14 protein-coding genes and 3 tRNA genes are annotated in these 21,255 nt (G+C 69.9%); 7 read left to right on the forward strand and 10 right to left on the reverse strand.

Features of this window, described 5'->3' with window-relative positions:
• Window positions 1–7: 7 nt before the first annotated feature.
• Entirely contained in the window at window positions 8–1,393 is a 1,386-nt protein-coding gene (locus tag D4740_RS09975; protein ID WP_147392901.1) for a hypothetical protein, read from the reverse strand.
• Between the two features lie 191 nt (window positions 1,394–1,584).
• Between D4740_RS09975 and eccCa the strand changes: the two genes are divergently transcribed.
• Window positions 1,585–5,712 carry a type VII secretion protein EccCa gene (gene eccCa / locus D4740_RS09980; RefSeq protein ID WP_259390780.1) on the forward strand — a complete coding sequence of 1,376 codons (4,128 nt, stop codon included), beginning with the start codon at window positions 1,585–1,587 and terminating at the stop codon, window positions 5,710–5,712.
• 209 nt (window positions 5,713–5,921) lie between these two features.
• Entirely contained in the window at window positions 5,922–7,751 is a 1,830-nt protein-coding gene (locus D4740_RS09985; protein WP_119836793.1) for an alpha/beta fold hydrolase, read from the forward strand.
• A 1,068-nt stretch (window positions 7,752–8,819) separates the two neighbouring features.
• Here D4740_RS09985 and D4740_RS09990 read toward each other — a convergent pair.
• The 7 genes from D4740_RS09990 to serS all read right to left on the reverse strand — a co-directional run bounded on the left by D4740_RS09990 (window position 8,820) and on the right by serS (window position 14,834).
• Window positions 8,820–8,895, reverse strand: a tRNA-Arg gene (locus D4740_RS09990).
• Window positions 8,896–9,097: 202 nt separating this feature from the next.
• Window positions 9,098–9,187, reverse strand: a tRNA-Ser gene (locus D4740_RS09995).
• 56 nt (window positions 9,188–9,243) lie between these two features.
• Window positions 9,244–9,329, reverse strand: a tRNA-Ser gene (locus D4740_RS10000).
• A 108-nt stretch (window positions 9,330–9,437) separates the two neighbouring features.
• Entirely contained in the window at window positions 9,438–10,784 is a 1,347-nt protein-coding gene (locus D4740_RS10005; RefSeq protein ID WP_119836794.1) for an AGE family epimerase/isomerase, read from the reverse strand.
• Between the two features lie 167 nt (window positions 10,785–10,951).
• On the reverse strand, window positions 10,952–12,496 hold the full coding sequence (locus tag D4740_RS13470; RefSeq protein WP_119836795.1) for an ABC transporter substrate-binding protein: 1,545 nt from the start codon (window positions 12,494–12,496) through the stop codon (window positions 10,952–10,954).
• Window positions 12,497–12,501: 5 nt separating this feature from the next.
• Complete coding sequence (locus D4740_RS10015; RefSeq protein WP_119836796.1) at window positions 12,502–13,407, reverse strand: HAD family hydrolase; 906 nt, start codon at window positions 13,405–13,407, stop codon at window positions 12,502–12,504.
• A gap of 146 nt (window positions 13,408–13,553) precedes the next feature.
• Window positions 13,554–14,834 carry a serine--tRNA ligase gene (gene serS / locus D4740_RS10020; protein ID WP_119836797.1) on the reverse strand — a complete coding sequence of 427 codons (1,281 nt, stop codon included), beginning with the start codon at window positions 14,832–14,834 and terminating at the stop codon, window positions 13,554–13,556.
• Window positions 14,835–15,129: 295 nt separating this feature from the next.
• On the opposite strand from serS, the gene D4740_RS10025 reads away from it, so the two are divergent.
• Window positions 15,130–16,086, forward strand: coding sequence for a LysR substrate-binding domain-containing protein (locus tag D4740_RS10025; protein WP_119836798.1), 957 nt, complete (start codon window positions 15,130–15,132; stop codon window positions 16,084–16,086).
• Between the two features lie 83 nt (window positions 16,087–16,169).
• Here D4740_RS10025 and D4740_RS10030 read toward each other — a convergent pair whose 3' ends face one another.
• Complete coding sequence (locus D4740_RS10030) at window positions 16,170–16,775, reverse strand: isochorismatase family protein (protein ID WP_119836819.1); 606 nt, start codon at window positions 16,773–16,775, stop codon at window positions 16,170–16,172.
• Between the two features lie 41 nt (window positions 16,776–16,816).
• On the opposite strand from D4740_RS10030, the gene D4740_RS10035 reads away from it, so the two are divergent.
• The 3 genes from D4740_RS10035 to D4740_RS10045 all read left to right on the forward strand — a co-directional run bounded on the left by D4740_RS10035 (window position 16,817) and on the right by D4740_RS10045 (window position 18,833).
• Window positions 16,817–18,064: a diacylglycerol kinase family protein gene (locus tag D4740_RS10035; protein WP_119836799.1), complete on the forward strand. Its 1,248-nt coding sequence runs from the start codon at window positions 16,817–16,819 to the stop codon at window positions 18,062–18,064.
• 209 nt (window positions 18,065–18,273) lie between these two features.
• A complete protein-coding gene (locus tag D4740_RS10040) occupies window positions 18,274–18,498 on the forward strand; it encodes a hypothetical protein (protein ID WP_243106847.1) in 225 nt (74 codons plus the stop codon).
• Window positions 18,498–18,833, forward strand: coding sequence for a type II toxin-antitoxin system PemK/MazF family toxin (locus tag D4740_RS10045; RefSeq protein WP_119836820.1), 336 nt, complete (start codon window positions 18,498–18,500; stop codon window positions 18,831–18,833). The genes D4740_RS10040 and D4740_RS10045 overlap by 1 nt, the downstream gene beginning before the upstream one ends.
• Window positions 18,834–18,956: 123 nt before the next feature.
• Here the strand turns inward: D4740_RS10045 and pheA are convergent, their stop codons facing one another.
• On the reverse strand, window positions 18,957–19,904 hold the full coding sequence (gene pheA, locus D4740_RS10050) for a prephenate dehydratase (protein WP_119836801.1): 948 nt from the start codon (window positions 19,902–19,904) through the stop codon (window positions 18,957–18,959).
• A gap of 86 nt (window positions 19,905–19,990) precedes the next feature.
• On the opposite strand from pheA, the gene D4740_RS10055 reads away from it, so the two are divergent.
• Window positions 19,991–20,929: a fructosamine kinase family protein gene (locus D4740_RS10055; protein WP_119836802.1), complete on the forward strand. Its 939-nt coding sequence runs from the start codon at window positions 19,991–19,993 to the stop codon at window positions 20,927–20,929.
• Window positions 20,930–21,255 lie beyond the last annotated feature (326 nt).

Below are 21,255 nucleotides of genomic sequence, written 5' to 3' on the forward strand. Positions count from 1 at the left end.
ACCTGCCTCATATCTGCCTCATCGTGTCGATCAGTCCAGCGGCAACCACCGCCGATGGAAGCGCGCACAGGGCCGCGAGCCCTTGCACGAGGTCACCCGCCCGGCCCCACCACGCCGAGGGGTGAAGACTGAGCATCACGCCAGCGGTCATCAGTCCGCCCCCGGCCAGCATGAGGCCGCCAGCGACCATGCTGCCGGAGCCGCCAGAGAGCGTGGCGGCCAGGACGTCCTCAGAGCCCGACAGGCAGGCGGCGAGGACCGTTACAACCATCACCACTGCGACCGCGACCCGTGGCAGCAGGCGCAGGGCCCGGGACCGGGCCGTCCGCGGCCTGAGCAGCAGCAGGGCCAGGACAGACGCGACCTCAGCCCGCGCACCCCATGCCGCCACGCCATCCGTGGCGGCAACCCGCAGGGCCGTGAGGCTGCCAGCCACCACCATCGCGGCCAGGACCACCTCCAGCTCAACGGAGACGACCAGCGCGTCCCGGACCGTGCGAGCGGCCCGGGAGCCGGTGACACGTGCCGCCCTGGACGGCCTACGCTCCCGCACCGACCTGCCCACCAGCCTGCGCGCGTCCAGGTCCAGGACCTGGGTGTCCGGGAAGGTCACGGCAAGGCCGGGGACCAGCAGGCCGCCCACCGCCCCGAGCGCCATGACGACCAGGAGAACAGGCGTCAGGGGCAGACTCAGCGCGTAGACACAGGTGACTAGGACTGCGAGAAGCGTCCAGGACCACACCGACACCGCGCTCCCGACACCACGGCGGGCCAGCCACAGGAGCATGGCTGCCGCAGCGGCACCCCACGATGCTGCCAGCGCCGTCACCACACCCGGGTCCACCAGTCCCCCAGGAACCAGCAGCACCGCGCCGGCCGCCCCCAGCAGGGGCAGCCCCAGGCACGCGGCAGCCTCATGCGTGGGAGTCCTCTCCTCCTCCCCCGTGCGCCAGGCAGAGCAGGCGACCAGGAGGACGATGAGCGCTGCGCCCGCAGCCTTGGCTGCCGGGGGCAGCAGCACGGGCCACCCCACCACTGCGGGCACCCCACCCAGTAGCAGCACGAGCAGCGCCACCAGGAGGGTCGCAGGAAGAACCAGCGACGTGCCCCGCAGGACCTGTCCAGCAGCCTGGAGCAGCCGACCCCTTCTGCCCGCACCCAGACGGGGTCCGTCGTCACCAAGGAGGAGCACGGAGCCTTCCGGCACGTCGGCGCCCAGGACGGCACTGCCGCCCACGTAGCCCCCGTCCGCCGTCGTGACGCTGACCTCCTGGAAGCCTAGGCGGGCAGTCTGGGAGAACAGGAGCGCGGCAACTGTCGTCCCGGTGCGCACGGCCACGTCGAGCCGCTCCCCCTCATGCACGAGGGTCACGTGCGTGCTGGTCGTACTCATTCCGGGTACACGCTCCAAGGGTGACGGGGCAGGGTCGGCAGGACGCAGGACAGGCCACCGGGCCAGCCACTACTGTGGGTAGGGTAGTCACGATTCTATCGAGCGAGCACGCAGTGGCAGAAGCGGATGGCACGTCTCATCCGCTGACTGTCATCTGCTGGCTGTCCCGGCCCCCGACGGAAGGCCCCCGATTGAACGACGACACTGCCAGCGGACCCGAGGCCCTGGAGGCCCCGACCGAGACGATCGAGGTCAAGGCGCCTCCCAACGCCATCATCCCCCAGGACACGACCAGCACGCTGGCCATGGTGCTGCCGCTGACAGGCTCGATGGGCGTCATGGTGTTCATGGCGGTGTCTAACAGCAGCAACACCCGGATGATGTTCATGGGTGGCGGCATGGTGGTCGCGATGCTGTCCATGGTGGCGGCCAACATCTACCGCCAGGTCCGGCAGCACAGGAACAACGTCGCCAACCAGCGGCGGGAGTACCTGGCCTACCTCTCGGAGGTCCGTGACACTGTGCGCAGCACGGCCGCGCTCCAGCGCCGTCGCGCCCTCTCCCTCCTGCCGGACCCTGAGGCGCTGCCGTTCCTGGCCCACCAGGGTGTGCGCGTGTGGGAGCGCGCCCGCTCTGGCTCGGACCCGCTGCGGGTCCGGGTGGGACGTTCCACCCAGCCGCTGGCGGCCAGGCTGGAGGCGGAGGAACTGGGCGCGCTGGCCAGCCCGGACCCGGTGTGCGAGTCGGCGATGCGCCGCTTCCTGGACACCCACACCCATGTGGACGCCCTCCCGCTAAGCACCTCCCTGAGCGGTATCTCTCATCTCGAGATCGCGGGAGCGGGCGAGTCCACCCGGGCACAGGCCAGGGCGCTGCTCGCCCACCTCATGACCCTGACGCCGCCCAGCATGCTGCGCGTGGTCGTGGTGGCCGCCCAGGAACGCCTTCCAGCATGGGAATGGGTCAAATGGGCTCCCCACGCCTGGTCCGAGCGGGTGGAGGATGCCGCCGGTCCTGCCCGTCTCATCGCCGCCTCGCTGGAGGAGCTGGCCGACAGGCTGCCGGGGGCACTGGAGGGGCACGGCCTCTCCTTCCAGGAGAACCAGGAGGTCGACGGGCCACAGCCTCATGTCCTCGTCGTGGTTGACGGTTCTCGCATCTCCCCGTCCTCACCGCTGGCCGCGCAGGCAGACCTGCCCGGCGTCACGGTGGTCGAACTGGTAGAGGCCCCGTCGCACACAGTGTCACAGACCAGGATGCGCCTGGTTCTGTCTCCTGGTGCCGTTGGAGCAGGCGAGCCGGAGGCGCAGCTCCTGGCTGCGGGCCAGGACCCCGTCCCAGTCGTGGTCGACCTGCTCAGCACGGAGGAAGCCGAGGCGGTGGCCCGCCGTCTGGCCGCGCGTTTCACCACGGCTGGGGAGGAGGTGGTCTCCGCACCGGTGGGCACCTCCGACCCTAGTCGCTCGGCCGACCTCATGGAACTGCTCGGGCTGGGCGACGTACGGGACTTCGACCCGCAGCGCCAGTGGGTGCGGCGCAGCGGCGACCAGCGCCTCAGCGTCCCCTTCGGAGTCACCCCGGAGGGAGAGGCAGTGAGCCTGGATATCAAGGAGTCGGCCGAGGGCGGGATGGGTCCCCACGGGCTGCTGGTGGGGGCGACAGGCTCGGGCAAGTCAGAGGTCCTGCGTACGCTGGTCCTGGCACTCTCACTGACCCACTCACCCGAGCAGCTCAACTTTGTCCTGGTTGACTTCAAGGGCGGAGCCACCTTCGCCGGCATGTCCGAGCTCCCCCACGTGTCCGCCATGATCTCCAACCTGGAGAGCGAGTTGGACCTGGTTGACCGCATGGAGGAGGCCCTGCGTGGAGAGATGGTGAGACGCCAGGAGATCCTGCGCGACACCGGGAACTACGCCAACGTCTCCGACTACGAGGAGGCCCGGCGCGCGGGACGCCACAACGGCCCTGTCCTGCCCGCCCTGCTGGTCATCCTCGACGAGTTCTCCGAGCTGCTGTCCGCCAGGCCCGAGCTCATCGACTCCTTCGTGGCTATCGGCCGCCTGGGCCGCTCCCTGCAAGTCCACCTGCTCATGTCCTCCCAGCGCCTGGACGAGGGGCGGCTGCGCGGCCTGGACTCCCACCTGTCCTACCGGATCGGCCTGCGCACCTTCTCCGCCATGGAGTCCCGTGTGGTCCTGGGGGTCACCGACGCCTACGAGCTACCCTCCCTGCCTGGATCGGGCTTCCTCAAGAGCGACAACCAGACTATGACCCGCTTCCGGGCCGCCTACGTGGCAGGCCCGCCACCCACACGCCCCTCCCCGCAGCCGCACTGGGGCGAGGAGGTCCTTGCTGCCCCTCAGCCCACCGGCCCGGTCGAGGTGGTCCCCTTCACGGCCGCTGAGACTGTCAGGGCTGTCGAGGCGGCTGTTGGCGCGGTGCCCGCTGGCCCTGGAGCAGCAGCCCCACCTCCCCCGCCACCGCCCCCGCCGCCCGTCACGCCACCCGCTGCGTCATTGACTGCGGACACCGGCGCCGCGGACGGTAACGACTCCCACGACGACCCCTACGCAGACATGTCCATGCTGGACATCGCCGTGAGCCGGATGGCGGGGCACGGCACTCCTGCCCACCAGATCTGGCTGCCGCCCCTGGAGGTCAGTGAGACGCTCGACTCCCTGACGGGCGACCTGGTGACTGACGACGCCCTGGGGCTGGTCTCCCCCTCTTGGAGGTCACGCGGTGACCTGGTGGTGCCCCTGGGGGTCACCGACATCCCCCTGGAGCAGCGTCGGGAGCACTTCACCGTGGACCTGTCCGGGGCGGGCGGGCACGTGGCGGTGGTCGGTGCTCCCCTGTCAGGCAAGTCCACCGCCCTGCGCTCGCTCCTGATGGGACTGGCCCTCACCCGTACCCCGGCCGAGGTGCAGGTCTACGTCATTGACCTGGGTGGCGGGACCTTTGCCACCATGCAGGACCTGCCCCACCTGGCGGGCATGGCCACCCGCGACGACCCTGACGTGGTGAACCGGATCATGGCTGAGATCTCCTCCCTGCTTGACGACCGGGAGCGCTACTTCCGGGCCAACCGGGTGGACTCCATCCAGACCTACCGCCACCAGCGTTCCGCCGGGAACCTCGACGACGGGTACGGGGACATCTTCCTGGTCGTGGACGGCTGGGGCACCCTGCGCGCGGACTTCGAGGATGTCGCGGCGCAGATGATGAATCTGGCTTCACGGGCACTAGCCCTGGGTGTCCACTTCGTCCTGTCCTCGGTGCGGTGGATGGACGTGCGCCCCCAGATCCGCGACCTGATTGGCACCAGGATCGAGCTGCGCATGGGTGACGCTGCTGACTCCGAGCACGGCCGCAAGGTGGCCCAGACCGTACCTCAGGGCAGACCAGGGCGTGGCCTTGACGCCCAGGGCCACCACATGCTCCTGGCCCTGCCGCGCATCGACGGCGACCATGCCCCGGCCTCCCTGGCCCAGGGCGTGGAGCAGGCCTGCCGCGCAGTGGCCAGCGCGTGGAAGGGCGCACCCGGACCTAAGCTCCGCCTTCTGCCCACCCGTGTGGAACTGGCCGCGCTGCGAGAGCGGGTGCCCGCCCGCTCCGGGCCTGTGATCGGCCTCGACGAGGCCCGCCTGGCACCGGTGGAACTTGATATGCGCAAGGACCCCAGTCTTATCGTGCTCGGCGACGCCAAGACCGGCAAGTCCTCCTTCCTGCGCGCCCTGGCGGCTGAGTTGAGCCGGTGCCACCAGCCCGACCAGGCGCGGCTTCTAGTCCTCGACCTGAGGCGCTCCCTGCTGGGTGAGGTCTCAGAAGAGCACATGCTGGCCTACCTCACGACCCGTGACGCCGCCACCGGGGAGCTCCGCAGCCTGTACGACTACCTCCAGCGACGGCTGCCCGGGCCACAGGTGACTCCCGAGCAACTACGTAACCGATCGTGGTGGGAGGGGCCGGAGATCTACCTGCTCGTGGACGACTACGACCTGGTCGTCACAGGCCAGACCAACCCGCTGCTCGTCCTCCAGCCCCTGCTGGCCCAGGCTCAGGACATCGGCCTGCACCTGGTGCTGACCCGGCGTATCGGTGGGGCCACCCGTGGCATGTTCGAGCCGGTCATGCAGACGCTCACCGACCTGTCCACGCCCGGGATCATGCTCCCGGGCAACCCGGAGGAGGGGCCGCTGCTGGGTCGGCAGAAGCCTGTGCCCGGGCCCCCCGGGCGGGCACGCCTCATCACCCGCGACGAAGGCGTGCGAGTGCTCCAGCTCGCGTGGGCACCACCGAGCCTGTACGGCCGCTAACCGGGTCAGGGTCCAAGCCGCCCGGAGGGGACTTCCTACGGACGCTGGCCAGGTGCGCTCTGTCTCTAGGCCCCTGGGGAAGATGCGACTGTCGCCGGGGTCGCCAGGACCGGCCGCCTTCCAACCCCCTCCGAGGGAGGACGAGACCGTATCGTGATCTCATCCGAAAGGATGAGAGAGTCTCCCGCTGGTCACGCAATGATGACGCCATGAGACACAGACACTCCCGCCTGTCACGCCTGGCCTCGGGTGCCCTGGCCCTGGGTCTGGCGCTGCCTCTGGCTACCTTCCTTCCCCTGTCCTCGGCATCGGCCGCCGGGGACCCTGCCCCGGACCCGGGCAGCAGCGCTACCGACTCGGCCGCGCCAGGCACGTCATCGTCGGGTTCCGACTCGGCGCCCTCTCCCGCCACCCCTGGCGCCGCGAGCCCAGGCCTCCAGCGCTTCTACGACCAGGGCCTGGCCTGGGTCGGCTGCGAGGACGGCAGCGAGGGGTACGAGTGCGCCACCCTCACGGTGCCGCTGGACTACGACCAGCCCGACGGGCAGACCATCACCCTGGCCCTCAAGAGGCTGCCCGCCTCCGACGGCGACGCCGAGGGCGGCTCCCTGTTCCTCAACCCCGGCGGCCCCGGCGGCAGCGGCGTTGACCTCGTCCCCGCAGCCTCCACGTTCTTCACCCCGGAGACCCTGTCCACCTACGACGTCATCGGCTTCGACCCCCGGGGCGTGGGCAGCTCGACACCGCTGACCTGCTGGAGCCAGGAGGATGTGGCCGCCTATCTTGAGGACCTGCGTGCCCGGGAGCAAGAGGGCAACGACCCTGCCGTGGCCGCCGCCCTCCTCGGCCTCAGCAGCGAGGAGGACCTGGAGGCAAGCAGCCCGGCTGGCCCTATGGAGCTCATGACCATGCGGTCCCAGGCCGACAGTGCAGAGGCTATGGTGGCCGTTGGGCAGGAATACGCCTCAGCCTGCGAGACCTACTCGGAGGTGCCTGAGATCCTGGACCACATGGACACCGTCACGGTGACCCGGGACATGGACGTCATGCGGCAGGTGGTGGGTGACCAGAAGCTCAACTACCTGGGGATCTCCTACGGCACCTACCTGGGCGCATTCTACGCCGACCTCTTCCCGGACCGAGTGGGGCGCACGGTGCTGGACAGCGCCATGGACCCCTCCATCACACGCTCCCAGGTCCACGCCGACAACGTCGCCCACTACGAGTACACGCTGCGCACCTACGTAGAGTCCTGCCTGGGGGAGCAGGGGTGCCCGCTGAGCGGCACCACACAGGAGGCGCTCGACCAGCTCGACACCTTCCTCACTGGTCTGGATGCCGACCCCCTACCTGTTGACGACCAGCCGTTCGGGCTCGACAGGGAGCAGATGCTCAACCTTATCCTGCGCATCACCACGCAGAACCAAGGCTACTGGCCCTACCTGACCGAGGGCCTGGCCCAGGCCATGAACGAGCGCAACGGGACGACCCTCGTGGATAACGTCATGACGGTCTCCTCGCTGGTCGGCGGGGACAGCGGGGTCCAGGAGCAGCTGCCGACCCCCGAGCAGGTCGCCCAGGACTGGAACAGCAACTTCGCCTTCTACGGTGTGCACTGCTCGGACTACCCCGACACCGGGGACGAGGCCACGTGGGACGCGCACGCCGCCGACCTCAAGGAGTCCTACCCGTTCTTCTACAACGACACGCGCGCCTACATCGACGCCTTCTGCCACGGCTGGGGGCACGCGGAGGACGCCCGGGACCCCGCACCCCTGAGCGCCTCGGGATCGGACCCGATCCTGGTGGTCGGTGTCTACGACGACTCCCAGACCCCCTACCCGTGGTCGGTGGCCCTGGCGGACCAGCTCGAGGCCGGGCACCTGCTGTCCGTCAACGAGGCGCTGCACGGCTCGGTCGGTCGCAACACGTGCTCCACCCAGGCCATCAACACCTTCCTCACGGAGGGGACGCTGCCGCAGGAAGGGCAGGTCTGCCCCACGGACCCCCTGGCCATGCCTGAGGACCAGGCCGCCTGAGGCGGTAGTGGCCTGAGAAAGTACTGGCCCGGCTCAGGGGGCGCCGCAGCGTGCGGTCCCCTGAGCCGGGTCACATGCATCCGCTCACACACAATCCATCCGGAGAGTTAACTCCCACGTCGCCCACCCAGGAACCCAGCCCCCAACGCAACCCACCCAGGAACCCAGCCCCCAACGCTACCCACCCAGGAACCCAGCCCCCACGCGACCCACCCAGGAAACCTGTGGTGCAGGCGAGGGCTTGTTCGATCAGCATCGGCCGAGAGGAAAACAGCCAGGCCTCACCAGTAAGAACGGGCGGCCCCACCGCCTCCGCCCTACCAGTGATGTTGGGGTGGTGTGCCCCACCGGCAAGGCGAGCCAGGATTAGGGGAGGACAGGAGCACGGGCGGAGTAGTTGTTTGCGCGATGTCAGCCCGGCGTGAAGCGTGCAAGGTGGGCTCACGCAGATCATGCTGAGGCGGAAAACGTCAGCTAGAACGAGAACCGCGCCAGCCTGCCTTGACCTCCGCATGCGAGCCCAGTTCACCCTGCGCCACCACAACACGACAAAATCGAGTCACCCGCAAATCGCGCCACATATCCTTGCGCAGTTCCATCCCAGCCGACACAGCCAAAAAGACAACACAGGCTCCTGTCCCCGGTCGGACGCTCGATCGGGGACAGCCAAGACAGTCGGGGTCAGCCAAGACAGTCGAGACATGGATTAGGTCCCACTACCGGGCACGAGCCAACTCCCCGGTACCGGTTTACGACTCCAGGGTGCGCCAACGGAGTGCAGGGGAGTCGCACGACGTACCCCGACCTCGTAAACCACCGCAGGCTGGAACCTCGTATACCACCCCGAGCCGGAGCCGAGTCACCGCCAGGGCACCAGACGGACAGGACGCCGAATAGCCAGCGAGGGCACCAGACGGACAGGAGGCCGAATAGTCAGCAAGAGCACCAAGCAGGTAGCACCCGCAGCACCAGCCAGCCAGTATTCACCAGCCATGCCCACCGGGAAGCCAGCACCCGCGCAGACATGGAAAACACCCCGCCTCCGACTCTTCAGCCGATGACGAGGTGTGGCGCGCCCGAAGGGATTCGAACCCCCAACCTTCTGATCCGTAGTCAGATGCTCTATCCGTTGAGCTACAGGCGCACGTCGTTGCCGACAGGAATGTAGGCTACTCGGAGCACCGCTGCTGGACAAATCCAGGTCTCGTGAGGCTTGGCACAGAGATCCAGCCCTACCGCATCCTCACGGCCTGGTCTCACCGGACCAGACACTCCTCCGGGAAGCACAAGGCCCCGCCAGGAGTCCTGACGGGGCCTCACCACAGACCGTGGCGAAGATCAGACCATGGCGGAGATGGGGAGATTCGAACTCCCGAGGGGCTTCCACCCCAACCTCCTTAGCAGGGAGGCGCACTAGGCCACTATGCGACATCTCCATCACCCGCTTGGGCAACAGACAGCCCACGCAGAACCGCTGTCCGGTGGACCGCCGCGGAGAGGGAGGGATTCGAACCCCCGGTGCGCCAGGCGCACAGCGGTTTTCAAGACCGCCACATTCGGCCGCTCTGTCACCTCTCCGACATCCCGCCTGAGGCGGAACGGGCGTCACTCTACCATCTCACCCAGGTCGGCACCAGCAGAGTACTCAAGATCAGCACAGCCACCCCGGCCCACGCCGCCCCGGCCTCAGCGCCCAAAGAACCCTCGCCGCCGAGGCTGCTGGGCGTGCACCGGTACCGCAGACTCCGGCTTGTCCAGCCGCCCCTCCGCCAGGGCCTGCCCCAGGCACGGCCAGACAGGCAGGCGGGGAACAAGGGTCATCTGCAGCGCGTGGTAGACGTCCGGATGCCCCTCCCAGGTCCGGGTGGAGGGCTGGTTGTCCTGGTCCAGCTCGTGGGTCCACACGCCCGGCTCTGTGATGAGGAACTCCTCGGCGTAGTCGATCCAGGAGCGGTAGCAGTGCTCGTAGAGCTCGACGTTGATCTCACCGCGACCGTCGTCCAGCAGCGCCCGCCGCAGGGCGGCTGCAGCACTAACACCCTCACAGACCACCCAGTGCATGCGCTCGCGCACCACCGGGCTGCCGCCGAAGTCGGTGGTGTAGACGAAGCCCGCAGCCCCGTCCGCCCTCCAGGCGTCAGTGCGGGCACGGTCAAAGAGGGACTCGGCAGCGTCTAGCATCCAGTCCGGCACCGGTAGCGAGCGCGCCACCAGCGCGCCCCGAGCCTGAACGGTCAGCCGTGCCCACTCCAGGCCGTGACCGGGAGTGACCCCGTAGGGGCGGAAGGGGTGGGCGGGCTGATCGCGGTTGTAGTCCCGCACAGGACGCCAGGCAGAGTTGTAGTGCTCCGGCAACCGCCACTCGTTGGCGCGCGCCTGGACGTTGACGGCAAAGTCAATGACCTGCACAGCCCGTTCCAGCCACTTGACGTCACCGGTGACGTCAGCGGTAGCCAGGTAGGCCTCCACCGTGTGCATGGCGGCGTTGATCCCCCGGTAGTCCTCCGGGTCGGTGAAGTCCGCCGCGTAGGACTCCACCGGCAGCCCGTAGCGCTCGTCCCACCAGTAGCGGTCCTGGACCGCCGTGGCCTCCAGCAGAAGGTCGTGGGCACCGGGGCGGTCAGCGGCAGTAGCCGTGGCGGCCGCCAGCAGGACGAAGGCGTGCTGGTAGCACTCCTTGCGGGCCTGCGCCTCCACCGGGACACCGTGGCCCTGGCCGTCTGGCTCGTGTCCGACCGCAGAGTGCCAGCCGCCGTGGACATGGTCACGCAGCACCGTCCGCAGCGCCCGAACGCCGTGGTCGGCGTAGCGTCGGCACCCGGGAATACCCATGAGGGCACCCAGGGAGAACGCGAAGGTCATGCGACCGGTGATCCACAACTCCACTGGGTGGGAGGTGTCCACCGCCCCGTCCTGGCCGATCCATCCGAATCCTGCTGGCACGGCTGCACCGCGCGCGTACCGCAGGAGCGCGTGCGTCTCCTCAGCCAGCCAGCGGTTGTGCTCCGGAGCACCGAACCATCCCAGTCCCATCAGTCCTCCTCGACCTGGTGCCGTGGTGTTGAGGACGACGGCGGCGCGGAGGTGGTGCGGTGGTCAGACGCGCCGCCGTCGTCTACCCCGCAGGCTACCAGGCCACAGCCAGCCAGCGGCAGGTCCCAAGGCACCTGTTCCCCGCCAGCCGTCCCGGGGCGGCTCGGCTAGCCCTCCCGGGGCCAGCTCTTCTCCGCGCTGGACAGGGCCTCCTTGGGGCTGAGCTCGCCCGTGGTCCACCGGGTCAGGTCCGTCCACAGAGCCCCGGCACCGACCACGGCAGGCATGGAGTCACTGGCATCCATACGGACCGTGGTCTCCCGGGACTGCAGCAGGGTCGTGGCACGCTGGGCCACGTCGCTGGGGATCTGGGAGGCGTCCACGCCCTGGTGCGCGGTGGCCACGCCCCCCAGGGAGGCCCTCTCCTGCGCCCAGTGCGCCGAGGTCAGGTAGTCCATAAGCGCGGCCTGGGCCTCTCCCTGCGCCAGGGCTACCAGGTAGTCGCTGCCCACGAGCACCGGGGCGGCACTACGATCGGCAGAGGGCGTGAGGAAGGCGGAGACGGCGGCACCGGTGCGCACCGTCGTGGAGGCCGAGGACGCCGTCGGGCTCGCGGCCGGGCTGGGCACCTGGGAGGGAACCTCCGCACTCCCAGCATCCCCGGTACTGCCGACGTCCTCCGTGTCGCGCGGCGTGGAGTAGGCCACCGGGCTGTCCCCGTCGGCGTCGGTGACCATGGTCCCCTCGGGCAGCATGGTCTCAAAGGAGGAGGAGGCGTGCAGCATGAGGCAGCGACCCTCCAGCAGGGCGCTGCCCGCCTCCTCCACGCTCCTGGCGGCAGCGGCTTGCCGCCCACCGTCCACGTGCCCGTCAGCCAGGACCAGGTCGTCCACCGCCGTGAGCGCCCTGACCGCAGAGGGGTCGTCAAGCGCGGACTGGTGACTGGCCCAGGTGTCATAGGGACCCGGCCCCTGGGTGGCCAGCATGGTGTCCTCCAGCCAGTCCGTCATAGTCCAGCCGGTCGACTCCCCGTCAGCCAGACCCAGGCACCAGGGGGTGACCACCCCGTCCGGGTGGTCCTCCACCACCTGCTCGGTCAGGGCCTCCAGGTCAGCCCAGGACCGGGGCACCTCGTAGCCGCTCTCAGCAAAAGCCACCGGCGAGTACCAGATGAAGGACTTGACCGAGGCCATGAGCGGTGCCGCGTAGGCAGTACCGTCATAGGTGCCTATCTGCGCCCACTGACGGTTCCAGCCGATCTCGATGTTGGCGTTGACCTGGTCGGGCAGGGCCACGAGCACGCCCGCCTCCGCCAGCTCGGCCACCAGCCCGGGCTGGGGCACGATCGCCAGGTCCGGCAGCTCCTGGCCCTCCTCCTGTCCCGCCACCGAGGCAGAGCCGGTGGTCCCCTCCAGCAGCTCGGTCTCCATGGAGCTGGAGCCGGTGTGGACGACGTCGATCCCCGTGCACTCCTCGAAGGTCGCCAAGGAGGCCTCAAAGCGCTCGGCCTCGCTGTCGCTCAGGGCAGACGACACGGTGACGACGGTGTCGTCAAAGGTGCCCAGGTGCTCAAGGGTGTCACAGCCGCCTGCAGCCCCCGAGCCACCCGGGTCCTCAGCGGAGGAGCAGGCCCCCAGGCTAGCGCCAGCCAGGGCAAGAGCACCTATCAGCCCCAGGAGACGGGCTGGGACACGGGCCGGAAAACGTCGCATACGTCCTACCTCACTCGCTCAACCAGGGCGTCCAGGACGGCCGCGCAGCCGTCCCACCACACGGGCTCTGTCACGATGTCGCCCCGGTCGCGCACCCACTGCGGGGCGCTGGCCATGACGACACCCGCCCCGGCCCACTCGAGCATCTCCACGTCGTTGGAGCCGTCCCCCACAGCCAGGGCGTGGGAGGCGTCAGTACCCAGCCGCTGCACCAGGTCCTCCAGCGCCCTCGCCTTGGTCACACCCTGCGGCGCCACGTCCAGCCAGGCCGTCCAGCCGACGGCATACTCCACCGAGTGCAGGCCGGAGCCACGAACCAGCGCGGAGAAGCGGTCCACAGGCATACCCGGGGCACGCAGGACCACCCGGGTCACCGGGGCGGAGCACAGGTCGGCGACACTGACCACCTCGTAGTCCTCGATCAGCTCTCCGTCAGGGAAGGGGCGGGAGACCTTGAACCCCGCCCCGGGGTCCTCCACAGCGACGATCCCGTCCGGGACAGCCTCCAGGAGAGTGCAGATCGCGGTGGTGGGGTCGAAGGTCCACGAGCTGACGACCTCGTAGCCGCCGGGGGCGTGGGGGTCCAGGCGCAGGGTGAGCGCACCGTTGGCGCACACCATCCAGCCACTGACCAGGCCCATGTAACGGGCCACGGGCATGGCCGCCTGGACCCCGCGCCCGGTGGCGATCACCACCGTGACGTCGTAGGAGCGCAGGCGGGCGACAGAGGCCATGACCCGCTCGGAGACCCTCCCGTCCATGTCCAGCACGGTGCCGTCCACATCCAGGGCGACGACAGTGCGCGGGCCGGGTACGAGGTTGGTCCCGCCTGACTGGTGCAGGCGGTCCAGGTCCCGCACCTTCTCCTGGACCAGCACGTGGTACTCCTCGTGGCTCAGGGGCCGGTGCATGCCTCGCCCCGGGGCGTCTTCACCACCGCCGCCCAGGCGCAAGGGCGGCCCGGAGGGCCGGGTGACAGACGGCGCGGCAGGCAACGCAGCAGATGATGCAGCAGAGGACGCAGCGGGTGAGGTGTCAGGCACGGTGAGCAGCCGTCTCAGGCCCGGACCCTGGCGGGCTCGATGACCTCACAGCCACCCAGGTAGGGGCGCAGTCCCTCGGGCACGCGTACGGACCCGTCCGCCTGCTGGTGGTTCTCCAGGATCGCGACCAGCCACCGGGTGGTCGCTAGCGTCCCGTTGAGCGTGGCCACGGGGGCGGTGCCGCTCTCACGGCGCTCGCGCACGGCCAGGCGGCGGGCCTGGAAGGTAGTGCAGTTGGAGGTGGAGGTGACCTCCATCCACCTCTCCTGGGTGGGAAGCCAGGCCTCGCAGTCGAACTTGCGGGCCGCCGATGAGCCCAGGTCGCCCGCAGCGGTGTCGATGACCCGGTAGGGCAGGCCGACCAGAGCGAGCATCTCCTCCTCCATGGCCAGCAGCCGCTGGTGCTCCTGCTCCGCCTCCTCAGGACGGCAGTAGGAGAACATCTCCGCCTTGTTGAACTGGTGGACCCGGATGATGCCCCGGGTGTCCTTGCCCGCGGCCCCGGCCTCACGCCGGTAGCAGGTAGACCAGCCCATGTAGCGCCGCGGGCCGCTGGCCAGGTCCAGAATCTCGTCAGTGTGGTAGCCGGCCAGCGCCACCTCCGAGGTCCCGGTGAGGTAGAGGTCGTCAGCCGGAAGGTAGTAGATCTCGTCGCTGTGGGCGCCAAGGAAGCCCGTGCCGCCCATGATCTGAGGGGTCACCAGTGTCGGGGTAGTCATGGGGGTGAAGCCGTGAGCCAGCGCCCGGTCCAGGGCCGCCGCCATCAGGGCCAGCTCCAGACGCATGCCCCACCCCTTAAGGAAGTAGAAACGCGAGCCGGAGACCTTGGCCCCACGACGGGTATCGATCATGTCCAGCCCCTCGCCCAAGGTCAGGTGGTCCACAGGCTGGAAGCCCTCAGCGGCGAAGTCACGGGGCTGTCCGCCCTCGTGCCGCAGGACGACGAAGTCCTCCTCCCCCCCGCTGGGGGCCCCGGCAATGAGGTTGGGCAGCTGGAGGGCCAGCTCCTCCAGGTCGGCGGCGGCCCGGCTGGAAGCCGCCTCAGCCTCCTTGACCTGCTCCGCCAGCGCCTTGGCCCGGGCCAGGACCTCCTGGCGCTCCTGCGGCGCGGCCTTGCCCACGGAGCGAGAAACGGCCTTCTGCTCCGCACGCAGCCCCTCAAAGGTCCCCAGGGCCTGCCGACGCGCCTCATCTGCCGCCAGAACCTGGTCCACGAGCCCGGCGTCCGCGCCACGAGCACGCTGGCTGACACGGAAGGGCTCGGGGTTCTCGCGAAGCGCACGCAGGTCGATCATAGAGCGAGTGTAGCCAGAGCCGACCCCGGTCCGCGCGCCGTCCCCGCAGCCCGGGGTCGGCGCGAACGGCACAGACGACGACTAGACGATAATACGCGCCTCATATCACCTGTGAAAGTAACGTTATTGGTGAGGCGTACCCTATAGTGCTCTCTTGTAAGAAAAACCTCCCACCTCCTTCGGCTTCACTTCTCACTCACCACCCGCTCACCCGCCACCCAAGTCACCAGCCTTCCGCCCCCGGCCACCAGGCATCTTCCACCAGACCTCTACCGCGACAACAGGACGTGACCCAATGCCTACCTCTGCTCTCCCCTCCTTCTCACAGCTGAGAGCCTTCGTCGCACTGTGCGACCACCAGCACTTCGGTGAGGCAGCCTCCGCCCTCAGCGTCAGCCAGCCCAGCCTCTCCCAGGCCATCACCGCGCTGGAGAAGCGGGTCGGCGGCGAGCTCGTGGAACGCACCACCCGACGCGTGCTGGTGACGTCACTGGGCGAGGCCCTCCTGCCCTTCGCACGGGAGGCCGTGCTCGCGGCAGAGGCCTTCAGCGAGGCCGTCGCCAGCCAGGGCGCAGTCCTGACCGGCTCCATGCGCCTGGGTGTCATCCCCACGATTGCCCCCTACCTGGCTCCGGTGCTCATGGACGGCCTGGCCGACCAGCTGCCCCAGATGGAGCTCGAGCTGCGTGAGATGGTCACCAGCGACATCCTGGAGCTGCTCAACCAGGGGCGCCTGGATGCCGCCATCATCACCCTCGACTCAGAGGTCCAGCGCACCACGGCCATCCCGATGTTCGACGAGCCGCTGATGGTACTCACGGCCAGGGACCACCCCTGGGCAGGTCGCACCGACCTGAGCACCCGCGAGCTCGACAACTACCCCCTCCTCATGCTGGACGAGCGCAACTGCCTGCGTGACCAGGCCCTGGCGCTGTGCCAGTCCTACGGGACCCAGCCCCCGGTCGCCGTGGCAACCACCTTGTCCACCGTCATCCGTATGGTCACCCACGGCACGGGTGTCACCGTCGTCCCCGAAGGCGCCCTACGCATGCTGGGGTCCCAGGAGGACTACGCCGTGGCCCGGTTCGCCCCTGACGCGGCCGGAGCAGTACCGGTACGCCAGCTGTGCCTGGTATACCGCAGCTCCTCCTCCCGAGGTCCGGACTTTGCACGCCTGGCCGAGCTGATCTCCGCCCTGGCCACCCAGGCGGGCCTGCCCGTACGGCCTGTCCAGGTACCGCAGGCCGCCTAAGCCCGCACAGACCTGCCGTCCAGCCCCTGGCCGCCAGCCCGCCTAGTGTGCCCGGCCTGCCCACCCTCCCAGGCTGGGAGCGGCTAGGCGCCTGGCACCAGGCCCGACCTCACCAGCTCAACCCCTGCGGCAGCCATCACCTCCCGGGCTGCCCGGCCCAGTCCGGGGCTCACCGGCTCGGTCAGGTCGGTGAGGACCCGTACCCGGTAGCCACGGGCGACCCCGTCCAGAGCAGTCTCCTTCACGCAGTGCGACTGCGCCAAGCCGACCACGTCGATCACCTCGGTACCGCATGTCCTGAGCAGGGCCTCCAGGTCGGCCCCGTCGTCAGCGACCGCCTCAAAACCGGAGTAGGCAGCCGAGTAGTGCCCTTTGCGCAGCGCTGCGTCGGCCCGCAGCCCCGACAGCGCCGGGTGCAGGCGGGCCTGCGGGGTCCCGGCCACCCCGTGCGGGGGCCAGGTGTCGACATAGTCCGGGTCGGCAGAGAAGTGGTCGCCGGGGTCGATGTGCCAGTCCTGGGTGGTGACCACCAGGCCGTAGTCGTCCCCTGCAGCAGCGACGTAGGCGGCGATGCGGTAGGCCACAGCCTCGCCCCCGGGCACGGCCAAGGCGCCGCCCTCGCAGAAGGTGGGCTGGACGTCAACGATGACAAGGGCGCGACGAGCCCGGGCACCAGGTGTGTCAGCCATGAGGCGCACCCTAGCCCAGGACTCCTGTGTAGCCTGCCCCCATGGACGCAGGAGCCCACGCAGCCCCCCTCGCCTGCGTGGTGGCCAACCCCTCCAAGCAGAAGGTCACCGATGCGGTCCGGGACCTCCTGGACACCACCTTGTGCGAGGCGGGGTACCGCAGACCGGTCTGGCTGGAGACGACCACCTCGGAGACCGGGGCCACCCAGGCGCGGCTGGCCGTCGCGTCGGGGGCCGCCCTCGTGGTTGCCGCCGGGGGGGACGGGACCGTGCGTTCAGTGGCAGCCGGGCTGGCGGGCACCGGCGTCGAGATGGGGATCCTGCCCACAGGCACCGCCAACCTCGCGGCCCGCAACCTGCGCCTGCCGGTCGGCGACCTGTCGGCGGCGGCCCGCCTGGTTGCACACGGCACGTCACGGCCCACCGACCTCGCCTGGGTACGCACCGACCCGGCCGATGAGCCGGGTAGCCACCCGGCTCTCACCGGCCCGGTCCTGCCCGGTATGCGCAGCAGCACCCACTCGCCCGCCCCAGCGGGCTCGGGCGGCGCCCTGAGCGCGCTGACCGCCCGGCGTGAGACGCAGCCTGCACAGGCCGAGGTGGATGACGGCGTGCCGCCGGACCAGGCCAGCACCTTCAGCCGCAGTGGTAGCCGCCGCGCCAGCGGTGCAGCCCCCGGCACCGACGCAGCTGCCGCCCCCGTTGTCCCTGCCCAGCCCCCCGGGGGATGGGCACGCCCCTCCCTGGGACGGGAGCACGCCTGCATGGTGGTGTCGGGGATCGGCTTCGACGCCGGGCTGGTCGCCTCCACTCGCCCCGGCCTCAAGGCCCGGATCGGATGGGGGGCCTACGCCCTGGCCGCGGTGGAGAACCTGCGCTTCCCCCGCATGGACCTGGTCCTCAGCCTCGGCAGCCCCGGCGCCGGGGGGTCGGTGGAGAGGTTCACCGCCCGCACCCTGCTCATCGCCAACGGCGGCATGCTGCCAGCAGGGATCACGCTGCTGCGCGACACCCGCCCCGACGACGGCCTGCTGGACGTGGCCGCCATCGACACGGTCGGCGGTGTGCTGGGCTGGAGCTCGCTGGCCCGGCAGGTCCTCCCACCGCGCGCGGCCACCTACGCCAACCCCACGCGCGCCACCGGGCGCGTCGTGCGGCGCCAGGGCAGGGACGTCGCCGTGCGCGTGAGCACCCCGATGCTGGTAGAGGTTGACGGGGACCTCCTGCCGCCGACCCGGGGCGTGCGGGTGAGGCTGACCCATGGCGCGCTGTTCATCCGACGCCCCTAGGATGTCGGCACCCCCAGACGTGTCTCTCGACCTCTGTGCGCTCCTGCCCGGCGGCGTGCTGGCGCCCCCTGGACGTGTCACAGGTGGACGCTCGGCACAGGCTGTAGTCATGTCGCGTCTCGGCCGCTCTCACGTGCTCGTTAACCGGGGAGAGGAGGTCTGCTGCAACAGCCATGGCGGAAAGTATCCCTGTCGGGCATACTAGAAGTATGACTAGGGCGACGACGATCAAGGTCGAGACCAGTACCCGCGACGCAGTCCTCGCGCTCGCTAAGCGCCAGGGCGTGACCATGGACGTCGCCATCCGTACGATGACTGAGGCTGCGGAGCGCGAGCTGCGTTTTGCCGACCTCAAGGCAGCCATGGAGGCCAACCCGCCGGACGAGGCCTACCTCGCCGAGCTCGCGGACTGGGAGTCAGACGCGTGGAGCTGATGCCCCAACCCCGCACCGGTGAGCTGTGGTGGGCGGCCCCGGACTCGTCGGTCGGACGTGAGCAGACTGGGCGGCGCCCCGTGCTCGTCATCTCCGGTGCCCACTACCACGAGGCTGTGACAACGCTTGTCGTGACCGTCCCGGTGACCTCCATCGACCGAGGGTGGCCGAACCACGTGCGGATTCCTCGTGGTGGGAGACTGCCGCAGGACTCCTTCGCCATGACTGAGCAGGTGCGCACGATCTCCCGCAAGAGGCTTGTCGAACGCATAGGTATCGTCGAGCGCAACATCGTGGAGGAGGCGCTTCGCTGGGTGAGGGACTGGCTCGCCTAGCGCCACGTCACCTGACCGCGCACCTAGGTTCCCGCCACCGCCTTGCCACCAACCTGGACGACCCCGCACACCCGGCGGCCAAGGTCCCGGCGCTGCCCTAGCCCGGCAGCCAGGACCGGTGTGTCACAGCGCCCTGCCCTCCAGGACGTCAGCCACCCAGGAGCGGGCCACCATGAAGTCCTTGTCGCTGGTGCCTGCGGGCACCACGACCGGCCGGGCGTCCAGGCGGGGGTAGGAGCCCAGGAAACGCACCACAGGACAGGTGCGGTGCAGGCCGATGAGGGCGGCCTGGACCCGCTCCTCGCGGACGTGCCCCTCGACGTCGATAGAGAAGCGGTAGCGGCCCAGGGAGTCCCCCACGGGCCGGGACTCGATGCGCGAGAGGTTGACGCCCCGGGCACTGAACTGTTCCAGCATGTCCAGCAGGGCGCCGGAGCGGTCGTGGGGGAGCTGGACCATGAGGGTGGTCTTGTCCGCCCCGGTGACCTGGCCCACGCGCCCGGGGCGGGTGACCTTGACGAACCGGGTGACAGCGTCGGGGTTGTCTGCCACACCTGCGGCGATGACCTCCAAGCCGTAGTCCTGGGCGGCCAGCGGGTTGCACAGGACCGCTTGAAAGCCGGGGTCCTGGTCCGGGTCGGCCAGGGCACGGGCCGGCGCCGAGGTGGAGGTAGCCGCCACGTAGGCGACCTCCGGCAGGTTGCGGCGCACCCATCCCCGGCACTGGGCCCAGGCGTGGGGGTGGGTGGCCACGGCGGCCACCTGCTCCAGGGTCGTGCCCGGCCGCCCCGCCAGGACAAAGGTGACGGGCACCGCCACCTCGGCGGCGATGACCAGGGGCGTGGAGGCCACGAGGTTGTCGAGGGTGGCGTTGACCCCGCCCTCCACCGAGTTCTCGATAGGCACGACGGCGGCCTCAGTCACACGGGAGCGGACGTGATCCAGGGCGGTGGGCACGTCCTGGCAGGCGTCGAGCACCACGTCCGAGGGGGCCACCTGGCGCAGGGCCATCTCGGTGAAGGTGCCCGCCGGGCCAAGGAAGGACCAGGTGGGAGTGTCAGCATCGGGCATGGTCACAGGGTATCGGGGCCGGGCGGGATGGTGGCACGGTAGGCCGGGAGCGCGCGGCGCCGCACCGTACCTGGCAGGCTGGCCCTATGACAGCGCCCTCCCCCAGCACGTTCCGCAAGCACGACGACGGCCCCGTCTCCACACTCCTGGAGGCGCAGGGGCTGTGGTGGCTGGCCCAGGCCATGGCCGACGGCGGCGCCCACGTGGTCCCGGCCACCACCGGCCCCGGCTGGCTGGAGGAGCCCCGCCTGGCCACGACCAGGGTCACGGCGAGTGCGGCCGAGGCCTTTGGCCGGGCGCTGGCCGTCACGCACGCGGCGGGAGCGCCCGCCTTCGGCGCGGCCCCACCTGACTGGGACGGGGTGGCTCAGATGGGGCGCAGCGACATCCGGCTGCGACGGTTCGAGGACCCCGGTGCGCAGCGCCGCTGGGGGGAGTTCTACGCTGAGGACCGTGTGCTCGCCTACCTGGGGGCCTCCAGGGACAACGGGTCAATCAGCACCCAGGGCGCCCGCGTCATCGAGAGGCTGTGCGCCAGGCTGGTGGACGGCGACTTCGACGCCGACCAGCCCGGCCTGGTCCGTGCTGGCGCGCAGCAGCGCAGCCAGGAGGTGGCGGTGGCGCGCACCCACGGGGACCTGTGGTGCGGCAACGTGCTGTGGGTGCCGGTGTCCCACACCCTGGGCTGGGCGCCGCCAGAGGCCGGGGTGGGGCCGCTGGGGGCGGGAACCGGCCGGGCCAGCACCCGGCGGGACACCGACGGGGAGGTGCCCGACGTCGTCGGCGTCCTCATTGACCCGATGGCCCAGGGGGCGCACGCGGAGACGGACCTGGCGGCACTGGGGGTGTTCGGGCAGAGGCACCTGGAGCGGATCTACGCCGCCTACCACGAGGTGTCACCGCTGGCGGCCGGGTGGCGCGAGCGGGTGGGCCTGCACTCCCTGCACCTGCTCATGATCCACGCCTTCCTCTTTGGCGGGAGCTACGGGGCCGAGGCCGTGGGGGTGGCGCGGCAGTACGTGTGAGGGTGCCGCCCCGGAGGGCTCCCCCTACCTGGAACGGGATAAGGCGCGGCACCACGCGTGAGAGAGCTGCGGGAAATACGCGCCGGGCTGCGGCGACCAGGGTGCCGGAACACCTTTGAGAGACCTCCTGGCCAAGGGGTGACAAACAGGTCACGGTACGGTTAGGGTGAGGGCGTTCGTGACGTGATCCCCGTCCTGTGCCTGTGCCCTGTCCGGTGGGTCCGGGTTGCCGGGGTAGGCAGGGGCAAGCAAGAGGAGTGGTTCCGGGTGGTGCTACAGGTCAACCTGGAAGAGCTGGGGACGGCCAGGTCGCTGGCCGGGCAGTC

The sequence above is a fragment of the Actinomyces sp. 2119 genome, assembly GCF_003591215.1.
Taxonomy (GTDB): Bacteria; Actinomycetota; Actinomycetes; order Actinomycetales; family Actinomycetaceae; genus Actinomyces; species Actinomyces lilanjuaniae.